This is a genomic window from Nitratireductor indicus C115, assembly GCF_000300515.1.
Taxonomy (GTDB): domain Bacteria; phylum Pseudomonadota; class Alphaproteobacteria; order Rhizobiales; family Rhizobiaceae; genus Nitratireductor; species Nitratireductor indicus.
Window position 1 is genome coordinate 1 of record NZ_AMSI01000019.1, and the last position, 12,120, is coordinate 12,120.

A 12,120-nucleotide genomic window follows, 5' to 3' on the forward strand; every position below is an offset into this window, starting at 1 on the left:
AGGCGACGCGCAAGCGGAGAGGCAAAGACGCGCGAACCGTCACTTATCGGAGCACTGGCCGAAACACTGGCCGAAACACTGGCCGGAATGCTGGCCGGCGCAGCGGCAGAAGTGCCGACTTCAGCAGAAGACGGCTTTTCAGCAGGCTTCGGCGCCGGTTCGGCCTGTGCAACCGGAGCTTTCTCCTCCTTCGGCTGGGAAGATGGGGAAGCGCCGCCTCCGGTGTCGCCCTTGGCGGCTTCGGCAACATCTTCGCCATCCTCGGCCAGGAGCGCGATCACCGCATTCACCTTCACACCCTCGGTGCCGGCCGGCACCACGAGCCTGGCGACGGTGCCTTCGTCCACAGCTTCCACTTCCATCGTGGCCTTATCGGTCTCGATCTCGGCGATCACGTCGCCCGGAGAGACACTATCGCCTTCCTTGACCAGCCATTTCGAAAGATTGCCCTCCTCCATGGTCGGGGAAAGCGCGGGCATGGTGATTTTGATCGACATGACGTCCTCCCGCTCAGTTCCGGTAACAGACGGCTTTCACCGCCTCGACCACTTCGGGAACGCTCGGCAGCGCGAGCTTTTCCAGGTTGGCAGCATAGGGCATGGGTACATCCTTGCCCGCGACGGTGATGATCGGCGCATCAAGATAATCGAAGGCGCGCTGCATGACCTGGCTGGCAATGTGCGACCCGACCGACGACTGGGGAAACCCTTCTTCCACGGTCACGAGGCGATTGGTCTTCCTGACCGATTCAATGACCGTCTCCAGGTCCATCGGACGGATGGTGCGCAGGTCGATCACCTCAACATCGATCCCCTCGCCGGCAAGTTCTTCCGCAGCCTTGACCGCATAGGTCATGCCGATGCCGAAAGAAACGATGGTGGCGTCAGTGCCTTGCTTGTGGATGCGGGCCTTGCCGATGGGCAGCACGAAATCATCGAGCTTGGGCACATCGAAGGTCTGGCCGTAGAGGATTTCGTTCTCAAGGAAGATCACCGGGTTCGGATCGCGGATCGCGGCCTTCAGGAGGCCTTTCGCATCCGCCGCAGTGTAGGGCATCACGACCTTCAGTCCGGGGATATGGCCATACCATGCGGCATAGCACTGCGAGTGCTGCGCCGCGACACGCGCCGCCGCTCCATTCGGGCCGCGGAAGACAATCGGCGCCCCCATCTGGCCACCCGCCATATAGAGCGTCTTGGCGGCGGAATTTACGATCTGGTCAATCGCCTGCATGGCGAAGTTGAAGGTCATGAACTCGACGATGGGCTTCAGACCGGCAAAGGCAGCGCCGACACCGACACCTGCAAAACCATGCTCGGTGATGGGTGTGTCGACGACGCGCTTGGCGCCGAATTCCTGCAGGAGGCCCTGCGTGATCTTGTAGGCGCCCTGATATTCGGCGACTTCCTCGCCCATCACGAAAACGCTTTCGTCGGAGCGCATTTCCTCGGCCATCGCGTCGCGCAATGCCTCGCGTACCGTGGTCGGCACCATTTCAGTGCCTGACGGAATGTCGGGATCGGACGCGACTTCGAGCTTCGGCGCTGCGGGAACCGTGCCGCCCTCGGCCTTTGCCGGTTTCGGCTCCTGCGCGGCAGGCTCTTCAACCTTCTCTTCCTCGAGTTTGGCGGGTGCGGGTGCTGCCGCCTTGTCGAGATCGGCGACACTCTCGCCGTCGGCAAGAAGTACCGCAATCGGCGTATTCACCTTCACGCCTTCTGACCCTTCCTGAACAAGGATCTTTCCGATGGTGCCTTCATCGACGGCTTCCACTTCCATCGTGGCCTTGTCCGTCTCGATTTCGGCGATCACATCGCCGGGCGCGACACTGTCGCCTTCTTTCTTGACCCATTTGGCGAGATTGCCCTCTTCCATGGTCGGCGAGAGCGCGGGCATGAGAATTTCAATCGGCATGTCGGCCCTCCCTCAGAGCAGAATATCGGTATAAAGTTCAGAGACATCCGGCTCCGGATCCGACTGCGCGAAGTCAGCCGAATCGCCGACGATGTCGCGCACCTCCTTGTCGATCGCCTTCAAAGCATCCTCGTCGGCCCAGCCATTGGCCAGAAGGCGCTGTTTCACCTGCTCGATCGGGTCGTGCTCGGAGCGCATCTTCTGCACTTCATCCTTCGAGCGATATTTCGCCGGATCGGACATGGAATGACCGCGATAGCGGTAGGTCTGCATTTCGAGGATAATCGGCCCCTTGCCGGAGCGGCACCACTCAACCGCCAGATCGCCGGCCGCCTTGACCGCGCGCACATCCATGCCATCCACCTGGATGCCCGGAATTTTGAACGACAAACCGCGATGGGAGAAATCCGTCTCTGCAGAGGAGCGCGTCACGGCCGTGCCCATGGCGTAACGGTTGTTCTCGATGATGTAGACCACCGGCAGCTTCCACAGCGAGGCCATGTTGAAGCTTTCATAGACCTGGCCCTGATTGGCCGCACCGTCGCCGAAATAGGTCAGCGACACGCTGTCGTTCTCACGATAACGGTTGGCGAACGCGAGGCCGGTCCCGAGAGAAACCTGCGCGCCCACGATGCCGTGACCGCCGTAAAAATTCTTTTCCTTGGAGAACATGTGCATGGAACCGCCCTTCCCCTTGGAATAGCCGTTCCTGCGCCCCGTCAGCTCCGCCATGACGCCACGGGCTTTCATGCCCGCGGCCAGCATATGGCCGTGATCGCGATAGCCGGTGATGACCTGATCGCCTTCCTTGATGGCCATCTGCATGCCGACGACCACCGCTTCCTGCCCGATATAGAGGTGGCAGAAACCGCCGATCAGGCCCATGCCGTAAAGCTGCCCGGCCTTTTCCTCGAAACGGCGGATCAGAAGCATCTCGCGATAGGCGGAAAGGTCATCGTCCTTCTTGAAATCCGCCGGTGGCGGAGCCTTTGGCGGGTTCTTGGGCGCCTGCGCGCCTCCTGCCGGCGATTTTCTCGCCGGGCGTGACTTGGTCGCATTGGTCTTGCTTGCGGCGCGCGCCATGCCTCAACTCCCTAGCTGACATGTCGGGGAATTCATTCAACGGGAGACGCCGGCAAAATTTGCACGGCCCCCTCCCGTCACTTCCCGCTTATTCTTGGAAACTAGCATGGGAGACAGGAATGGGCCATCCAAAATACGCATGGCTGCCATGCAGCTAACACGCTGTATTTTTTGGATATATGATGAATTAAGTGGATTTCGCTTAATTCAATCGTTCTTATCGAGGAGGATGACGACCTCGTTTTCACGGGCGAGATTCAACGACCGGCGGGCCTGCTCGTCGAGCATGTCCTTCTCAAGCGTTCCATCCTGAAGCAGAGCGATCCGCCCCTCGAGCTTCGCGCGGGCTGCAACGAGCTTGTCCAGTCGAGACTGCTCCTCCGCGATGCGGGCGTCAAGCTGGTACTTCGAGTAAATGCCGTATTCGCCGTGATAAGCATGGAAGCCGAAATAGGCGAGGAAAAGCCCCGTGATCGCCGGTACGATCAGACGGCCAGTGTTGCGGCGTTTGTGATGACGTGTCCACATGCGGAAAACCCTTCTCCCGCATGTGACCACATATTGCTTAATGGGCCGTTATTGAGCCCAGGCCGGAATGAAAATGATCCGGCAAATTATCCGAGCAAAATGCCCCGGCCGGCATAGCGGGCCTGCAGGCCGAGCTCTTCCTCGATGCGGATGAGCTGGTTGTATTTGGAGGTGCGATCCGAGCGGGCAAGGGAACCGGTCTTGATCTGCCCGCAGTTGGTGGCGACGGCGAGATCGGCGATTGTGGAATCCTCAGTCTCACCCGAACGGTGCGACATGACGGCGGTGTAACCGGCCTTGTGCGCAGTCTCCACGGCATCCAGCGTCTCGGTCAACGTACCGATCTGGTTCACCTTGACGAGGATCGAATTGGCGATCCCCATCTTGATGCCATCCTTCAGGCGGGCGGAGTTGGTCACGAAAAGATCGTCGCCGACAAGCTGCGCCTTGGAGCCCACGAGATCGGTCAGGATCTTCCAGCCTTCGAAATCATCCTCGGACATGCCGTCTTCGATGGAAATGATCGGGTAATTTGCCACCAGCTTGGCCAGATATTCGGCCTGGGCCTTTCCGTCACGGGTCTGACCTTCGCCTTCATAGACGTATTTGCCATCCTTGAAGAACTCGGTTGCGGCGCAATCGAGGGCGATTGCAACATCTTCGCCCGGCTTGTAACCAGCCTTCTCGATGGAGGCGAGAACGAAATCCAGAGCAGCTTCCGCGCTCTTGAGATTGGGGGCGAAACCGCCCTCGTCGCCGACATTGGTGTTGTGGCCGGCAGCCTTCAGCCCCGCCTTCAACGTGTGGAAGATTTCAGATCCCCAGCGCACGGCCTCGCGCAGGGATTGCGCGCCGACCGGCATGACCATGAATTCCTGGAAATCGATCGGATTGTCGGCGTGAGCGCCGCCATTGACGATGTTCATCATCGGAACGGGGAGCAGGTGGGAGGATGCACCGCCCACATAACGGTAGAGCGGCAGGCCAGTGGATTCGGCGGCTGCCTTCGCAACAGCGAGCGAAACGCCGAGGATCGCATTGGCGCCGAGGCGGTTCTTGTTCGGCGTGCCGTCGAGAGCGATCATCGCATTGTCGATCTGGATCTGGTTTTCAGCCTCAAGGCCGCTCAGCGCTTCGAAGATTTCGCCGTTCACGGCATCGACCGCCTGCTCGACACCCTTGCCGAGATAGCGTTCGCCGCCGTCGCGCAGTTCCACCGCTTCGTGAGCGCCGGTGGAGGCACCGGAAGGCACGGCGGCACGCCCCATCGACCCGTCTTCAAGAACCACATCGACCTCGACGGTGGGATTGCCGCGGCTGTCGAGAATTTCGCGTCCGACGATGTCGATAATGGCAGTCATTTTCGCTCTCTCTGATCTGTAGTGTTGGCTGTGGAAATATCCGCGCCTGTCTTAACGCAGTCGCGTGAAAACTCAATGTCGTAGAACTTGCCGGGTCGCAGATCTTCCCCGGTTGCAGGCTTTCTCAGAACGCCTTTGCAATCCTGTCAAAAGCCATCAGGCGTTCCAGCAATGACGGCAGATCCTTCAACGGCACCATATTCGGTCCATCGGAGGGTGCATTATCCGGGTCTTCATGGGTCTCGATGAAAACGCCGGCAACGCCGACTGCAACCGCCGCCCGCGCCAGGGTCTCGACGAACCTGCGCTCACCGCCTGTCGAGCCGCCCTGTCCGCCTGGCTGCTGGACCGAGTGCGTTGCATCGAAGATCACAGGTGCGCCCATATCAGCCATCTGCGGCAGACCGCGCATGTCGGAAACGAGCGTGTTGTAGCCGAAGGAGGTTCCCCGTTCGGTGACCAGCACATCGGGATTGCCTGAATCCGTAACCTTGGCGATCACATTCTTCATATCCCAGGGGGCCAGAAACTGGCCTTTCTTAACGTTCACGGGCTTGCCCGTTGCTGCGGCCGCGATCAGAAGATCGGTCTGCCGGCAAAGAAAAGCCGGTATCTGGAGCACGTCGACGGCAGGCGCAACGAGGCGGCACTGCTCTTCGGTGTGCACGTCCGTCAGGATCGTCACCCCGAGCTCCTTGCGCAGGTCGGCGAAGATTGGAAGCGCCGCGTCAAGCCCGGCGCCCCGCCGCCCACCCAGAGAGGTGCGATTGGCCTTGTCGAAGCTGGTCTTGTAGACGAAACCGATGCCAAGCTTTTCCGTCAGCTCCTTCAGCGCGCCGGCCATATCAAAGGCGTGATCGCGCGATTCCAGCTGACACGGACCGGCAATGAGCGACAAGGGAGCATCATTGCCAAAAACGGCCTTGCCAACGGTTACGCGCGGATTGGGCTTCATGCGGAAATCTCCTCGAATATGAACAATGCCCCCTGCCCTGCAGCAGTCGGCACGACGATGCGACCCATGCGCTCGAAAAAGCCTGCCTGGCTTGTTGCAAGGAGGTCGCGCAAAACACCCAGCGTCGGCACTTCAAACACGATCGCGACATGGGCCAGGCCGGTGCCGTTCAGCCCGATATGCGCCGCCTGCGGCACGACACCATAGGTCGCTTCAAATGCATCCGGCGTCTGAGCCGACAAATCGGCATTGGCGAGCCTGACATCAACCCCGTGTTCCGATCGTTGCGCCGATTGACCGGAAAAATGCTGCAGAAATGCAATATGCCGTTCTGGCGCAGATGCCAGCATGACAATGCGGCGAATGCCGGTGACGCCGTTTGCATGCGCCTCCAGTGCGGCGCGATCGACCTTCAGGGCGTTTACACGCTGGCAGGTGAAGAAGAAGCACGGAGCTGCCGGTTCCGGCGTGGCAAAGGCAAGGCGAAACGACGCCATTGCTTCCGTGCCGTCGGCGTTGCGAAACGGGCGCGAGAACTCAAGAGGCTGACCGCCGCTCGCACCCATAGCGACGAAACGCTCATGATCTGCTTCGGCATCGTGCGTTCCCAGAACAACCGCCGAAAAGCCCTCATCGCCCAGCGCGGCCCGAAATGCAGCGTCCCGGGCAACGAAGACATTGCCTTCTTCCGCTGCGAGAGAAGCCGCAGCAGGATCGATCACCGAAAGCGGTTCGAGATAGGAGCCGTTTTGGAAGAACACACAGCAATTGCCCGTTCCAAACGGATGCGCTGCATCAGGGGCGACGATGAAGCCGAGCGCCAGAAGCCGCTCACGTGCCGTGGCCAGGCTCCCTGTAGGAAGAACACAATGATCGAGAGTACGCGCCATCGGCACCCGGCTGCAAAATGCTCGAACCGTCATGGACGGCACCCACCCACGACGCTACGCATGTGCACGATGACGGGGCGTATTGCAAGGCCGTGGCACAGGTTCGGCGGACATGCCGGAACATGAAACGCCACAGCCAGCAGGATCAGTCTCCGATTTTCCGGGGAACAAGGCCCCGGAAAACCGTCACACGAGGCGGCATTGTTCCACCGCTGCATTGATGAAGGATGCAAACAGCGGGTGCGGCTCGAAGGGTCTGCTCTTCAGTTCCGGGTGGTACTGAACGCCGATGAACCACGGATGATCGGGATATTCGACCGTCTCCGGCAGAACGCCGTCAGGCGACAGGCCGGCAAAAACCAGACCGCAGGATTCGAGCTTTTCGCGGTAGCCGATATTCACCTCGTAGCGGTGACGATGGCGCTCGGAAATATCTTCAGAACCATAGATTTCCGCGATCTTCGTGCCCGGCGTCAGCTTTGCGGCATAGGCGCCAAGGCGCATCGTTCCGCCCAGATCGCCGCTTGCCGTGCGCTTTTCGAGCATATTGCCCTTGAGCCATTCGGTCATCAGCCCGACCACGGGCTCCTTCGTGGGGCCGAATTCGGTCGAAGAGGCCTTCTCGATGCCGGCAAGGGACCGCGCCGCCTCGATACAGGCCATCTGCATTCCGAAGCAGATGCCGAAATACGGCACCTTGCGTTCGCGGGCGAATTTCGCTGCAAGGATCTTGCCTTCCGAGCCGCGCTCGCCAAAACCGCCCGGCACCAGAATCCCGTGAACCTTCTCCAGCCAGGGAGCAGGATCTTCCTTCTCGAAGATTTCCGATTCGATCCATTCGAGCTTCACCCGGACCCTGTTTGCCATGCCGCCATGGGACAGCGCCTCGATGAGCGACTTATAGGCATCCTTGAGGCCGGTGTATTTGCCGACGACGGCGATGGTGACCTCGCCTTCGGGATTGTGAATGCGGTCCGCCACTTCCTGCCAGCGCTCCATGCGCGGCTTGGGCGCCGGATCGATGCCGAAGGCAGCAAGCACTTCCGAATCGAGCCCTTCATTGTGATAGGCCGTCGGAACGTCATAGATGTGCGCGACATCGAGCGCCTGGATGACGGCGGATTCACGCACATTACAGAACAGCGAGAGCTTGCGGCGCTCTTCCGCCGGGATCGGGCGGTCGGCACGTACCAGCAGAATATCGGGCGCGATGCCGATGGAGCGCAATTCCTTGACGGAATGCTGCGTCGGCTTGGTCTTCAATTCGCCGGCTGCCGGAATCCACGGCATCAGGGTCAGGTGAACATAAACGGCATTGCCGCGCGGCAATTCGTTGCCCAGCTGGCGAATCGCCTCAAGGAACGGCATCGCCTCGATGTCGCCCACCGTGCCGCCGATCTCGCACAAAACGAAATCATAGTCCTCGTTGCCCTCGAGCACGAACTGTTTGATCTCGTCGGTGACATGCGGGATCACCTGAACGGTGGCGCCCAGATAGTCGCCGCGGCGCTCCTTCTCCAGAATGTTCTGGTAGATGCGGCCGGTGGTGATGTTGTCCTGCTTGTTGGCCGAACGCCCGGTGAAACGCTCGTAGTGGCCCAGGTCGAGATCGGTCTCCGCCCCGTCATCCGTAACGAAAACCTCACCGTGCTGGTAAGGCGACATCGTGCCGGGATCGACATTCAGGTAGGGATCGAGTTTCCGGATGCGAACGCGGTACCCGCGAGCTTGAAGCAACGCACCAAGTGCTGCTGCAGCAATGCCTTTTCCGAGGGAAGAAACCACGCCGCCGGTTATGAATACATATCGCGCCATGGGACTCATCGCTTACCGGCACGCCGGCGATTCCGCCAGCAAAAAAATAATGAGACACAAATATTTTTGCGTCCCACAGTGGAGAAGTTCCGCGCAAACAGCCGAAGGCCGCGCCGAGGCGCGGCCTCAAACCGCCTGAGCGGTGAACGAAATTACTGCCCGGTCGGGACCTGATCTTCGGCGTTGCCGGCAGGCGCCGGAGCCTCGGGGGCCGTAGCGCCATCGGTCGCCGGAGCCGTGTTCGACGAAGCGCCGCTGCCGCCCAACTGGTCGAGAACGCCGCCGGAGCCTTCGGTCTGCTGGCTGCCAGCCGGGATGCGGTCGAGAATGTCGGTCGGGCTCGCGCCATAGCGGGCAATCAGGGACAGCGCCAGCGATGTTGCGAAGAAAGCCGCTGCGAGAATGGCCGTGGTTCGCGTGAGGGCGTTTGCCGCGCCGCGCGCAGACATGAAGCCGGATCCACCGCCGATGCCAAGGCCGCCCCCTTCGGAGCGCTGCATAAGGACCACGCCCACCAGCGCGACCACGACGATCAGATGAATGACGATGATGACGGTCTGCATGTTTCCTTCCGGCCTTCCGGATCAAAGCGCCCGCGTCACTGCGGTTGCTGCGCGGTTGCGGCTCCTTACACGGCTTTAACGGTTTTTTGCAAGACCGACACCGCAGATGAAGCAAGACATAGGGAGCGCAGCTGGCGGTGCAAGGCCCCGCGCGGCTGAACGCTTCTGGATGTGGCAGCTGCGCCTCAGACGGGGCAAGCGGCAATGATACCCAGAAAATCCACAGCCTTCAGACTCGCGCCGCCGACCAGAGCGCCGTCCACATGCTCGACATTCAGGAGTTCCGTCGCGTTTGAAGGCTTGACCGATCCACCGTAAAGAATGCGCATCTTGCCCGCCTCCCCTCCCAGAAGAAGGCCCAGCTCGCGGCGGATATGGGCATGGGCTTCGGCGACATCATCAATTGTCGGGGTCAGGCCGGTACCGATGGCCCAGACGGGTTCGTATGCAATCACCGTATTTGCAGCCAGTGCTTCCTTCGGCACGGACCCTGCGATCTGGCGGGACAGGACGGCGAGCGTTTCGCCGGCCTGGCGCTCGGCCTTGGTCTCGCCGATACAGATGATGGCGACGAGGCCGGCGCGCCATGCCGCTTCAGCCTTGGCGGCAACACCCGCGTCGCTTTCGCCATGATCCGTACGGCGCTCCGAATGGCCCACGATCACATGGGTTGCGCCCGCATCGGCCAGCATTTCGGCGGAAATGTCCCCCGTATGCGCGCCGGAAACCGCGTTGTGGCAATCCTCTCCGCCTATCCTGAGGGCCGCATCGCCAATTGCATCCACTGCCCGGGAAATGAGCGTGGCGGGCAGACAGACCAGCGCCTCAACCTGGCCGAAAGAGCCTTCCGACATGGCCTTCAACTCGCCAAGCGAGGCGGCCGTGCCGTTCATTTTCCAATTGCCGGCGATGAGAGGGCGGATACCGGGCGTCATGCGGCGCTTTCCTTATCTGATTGTAACCTGTTCCCTCCCTATCAAAAAACCGACACAAAGCAATCCGACGCCTCTTCCTTCATGCTGCAATCGACAGTCCGCTATCGACACTGGGCGTCTGGGGCGTTATTGCGCATTGTTGACGCTTGGCGTCGTTAACCCGCATCCAGAATCCGGAACCGACATGCTCGACAGTCTCAGAAATGCCGCCTCCACGTGGATCGCCAAGCTGCTTCTTGGCTTGCTCGTCGTGAGTTTCGCCATCTGGGGCATTTCCGGCCAATTGCTCAACGATCCCTCCCGCAAGGTGCTCTCGGCGGGCGAGGCTTCAGTTTCCATGCTGGATTTCCGGCTTGCCTATGACCGGCAGATCAATGCCTTGTCGCAGCAGTTCGGAACACGGATCACGCGCGAGCAGGCCGTGGCCTTCGGTCTCGATGAACAGGTGCTGCAACAGCTTGCCGCCGGCGTCCTGCTCGATGAGGAGGCGCGTCACCTGGGACTCGGTCTTTCAAGCGACAAGCTCGCGCAACTTACCGCCGAGGATCCCGCATTCCGCGGACCAGACGGCAGGTTCGACCGGCAGCAGTTTGATTTCGTCCTGCGCCAGATCGGCATGCGGCCGCAGGATTATCTCCAGAACCGCGAACAGGTGGCCATCCGTCAGCAAATCGTGGAAGCGGCCACCGACGGCATTTCCGTGCCCGATGAGCTTTTGAAGAACATCGCCCTTTATCGTGGCGAGGACCGCACCATTGAGTATGTCACGGTACCGCGTTCCCTCGTGGAACCTGTCGAGGCGCCCGAGGCGTCCGTGCTGCAAAGCTGGTTCGATCAACGCAAGGCCGACTATGCCGCGCCCGAATATCGCAAATTCAGCTATGTGAAGCTTGAGCCGGACGATATCGCCGATCCGGCAGCTGTGACCGACGAAGACGTCGCCAAGGCCTATGAAGCCTCGAAGAACCGCTACACGGCGCCGGAGAAGCGCACGGTAGAACAGATCGTGTTCCCGTCCCGGGAAGCTGCGGATGCAGCTCTCAAGGATCTGCTCGACGGCAAGAGCTTCATCGATGTGGCTTCTTCCGCAGGCAAGTCCGAGGCAGACATCGCGCTCGGCACCCTCGGCAAGGAAGAAATTCCCGACAGCAAGGTGGCCGATGCCGCCTTCAGCCTCCAGGAAGGCCAGTTCAGCCAGGTTATCGATGGCGCCTTCGGCCCGATCATCGTCCATGTGTCGGCAATCGAACCGGAAGTGGTGCAACCGCTGGCCGAGGTCAGCGATGAAATCCGCAAGGATCTCGCTCTCGACGAGGCAAGCCGGGTTCTGCTCGATGTGCACGATTCCTATGAAGATGCGCGGGCGGGCGGTTCATCAATGGCCGAAGCCGCCGAACGCCTCAAATTGACGGTGCGCACCATCGACGCGGTGGACCGCAATGCCCAGCGCCCCGACGGAAACGTCGTCGCAGACCTGCCTCAGTCGGCAGAGCTTTTGCGCGCCGTCTTCGATAGCGATACAGATGTCGAGAACGCTCCTCTTGCGCTTGGAGGCAGCGGTTTCGTCTTCTATGAGGTCGAAGGCATCACGCCCGAGCGTGAGCGCACGCTCGATGAAGTGCGCGAGCGCGTCGTTGCCGACTGGACGAAAGCTGAAACGGCTGAACGTCTCGCCAAGCAGGCTTCGGACTATTCGCAGCAGCTCAAGGACGGCAAGTCCCTCGACGAGATTGCCTCCGAAATCGGTCAGGAAAAACAGATCAAACGCGGTCTGAAGCGAAACGCCAACGATGCCGATCTCGGACAGGCAGGCGTTGCGACCGTGTTTTCGGTGCCACGTGAAGGCACTGGCATCTTCGCCAATCCGGCTGATGACGGCCAGATTTTGTTCAAGGTCACCGAGGTCTTCGAACCGGCAAGCGCAGGCCCTGAAAGCGTTCCCGAAAACGAGCGCAATTCCCTGCAATCCGCCCTTTCCGACGACCTTCTCGACCAGATGGTGGAACGCCTGCGCGGCAAATATCCGGTTACGGTAAACCGGACGGCCATGCAGGAAGCCCTGAGCTTCTGAGCCTG

At 60.6% G+C, this 12,120-nt stretch carries 11 protein-coding genes; 1 reads left to right on the forward strand and 10 read right to left on the reverse strand.

The window, feature by feature from the left end:
* The 10 genes from NA8A_RS21270 to tpiA all read right to left on the reverse strand — a co-directional run.
* A partial coding sequence (locus NA8A_RS21270) for a biotin/lipoyl-containing protein (RefSeq protein WP_009452477.1) occupies nucleotides 1-497 on the reverse strand: 497 nt, incomplete at its 3' end.
* A gap of 13 nt (nucleotides 498-510) precedes the next feature.
* Nucleotides 511-1,914, reverse strand: coding sequence for a pyruvate dehydrogenase complex E1 component subunit beta (locus NA8A_RS21275; RefSeq protein WP_009452478.1), 1,404 nt, complete (start codon nucleotides 1,912-1,914; stop codon nucleotides 511-513).
* A gap of 12 nt (nucleotides 1,915-1,926) precedes the next feature.
* Nucleotides 1,927-2,997, reverse strand: a complete 1,071-nt coding sequence (gene pdhA, locus NA8A_RS21280; RefSeq protein WP_009452479.1) for a pyruvate dehydrogenase (acetyl-transferring) E1 component subunit alpha — start codon at nucleotides 2,995-2,997, stop codon at nucleotides 1,927-1,929.
* Between the two features lie 207 nt (nucleotides 2,998-3,204).
* Nucleotides 3,205-3,525 (reverse strand): FtsB family cell division protein, encoded by a 321-nt coding sequence (locus NA8A_RS21285; RefSeq protein ID WP_009452480.1) that lies wholly within the window; start codon nucleotides 3,523-3,525, stop codon nucleotides 3,205-3,207.
* 86 nt (nucleotides 3,526-3,611) lie between these two features.
* Nucleotides 3,612-4,886 (reverse strand): phosphopyruvate hydratase, encoded by a 1,275-nt coding sequence (gene eno / locus NA8A_RS21290; protein WP_009452481.1) that lies wholly within the window; start codon nucleotides 4,884-4,886, stop codon nucleotides 3,612-3,614.
* A gap of 124 nt (nucleotides 4,887-5,010) precedes the next feature.
* Entirely contained in the window at nucleotides 5,011-5,841 is an 831-nt protein-coding gene (kdsA, locus tag NA8A_RS21295) for a 3-deoxy-8-phosphooctulonate synthase (protein ID WP_009452482.1), read from the reverse strand.
* On the reverse strand, nucleotides 5,838-6,764 hold the full coding sequence (locus NA8A_RS21300; RefSeq protein WP_143088139.1) for a VOC family protein: 927 nt from the start codon (nucleotides 6,762-6,764) through the stop codon (nucleotides 5,838-5,840). Before NA8A_RS21300 ends, kdsA begins: the two co-directional genes overlap by 4 nt.
* Nucleotides 6,765-6,917: 153 nt before the next feature.
* Nucleotides 6,918-8,546, reverse strand: coding sequence for a CTP synthase (locus NA8A_RS21305; protein WP_009452484.1), 1,629 nt, complete (start codon nucleotides 8,544-8,546; stop codon nucleotides 6,918-6,920).
* Between the two features lie 152 nt (nucleotides 8,547-8,698).
* Complete coding sequence (gene secG / locus NA8A_RS21310) at nucleotides 8,699-9,109, reverse strand: preprotein translocase subunit SecG (protein WP_009452485.1); 411 nt, start codon at nucleotides 9,107-9,109, stop codon at nucleotides 8,699-8,701.
* Between the two features lie 185 nt (nucleotides 9,110-9,294).
* On the reverse strand, nucleotides 9,295-10,044 hold the full coding sequence (gene tpiA / locus NA8A_RS21315; protein ID WP_009452486.1) for a triose-phosphate isomerase: 750 nt from the start codon (nucleotides 10,042-10,044) through the stop codon (nucleotides 9,295-9,297).
* Between the two features lie 184 nt (nucleotides 10,045-10,228).
* On the opposite strand from tpiA, the gene NA8A_RS21320 reads away from it, so the two are divergent.
* Nucleotides 10,229-12,115 carry a SurA N-terminal domain-containing protein gene (locus NA8A_RS21320; RefSeq protein WP_009452487.1) on the forward strand — a complete coding sequence of 629 codons (1,887 nt, stop codon included), beginning with the start codon at nucleotides 10,229-10,231 and terminating at the stop codon, nucleotides 12,113-12,115.
* The last annotated feature ends 5 nt before the right edge of the window (nucleotides 12,116-12,120 follow it).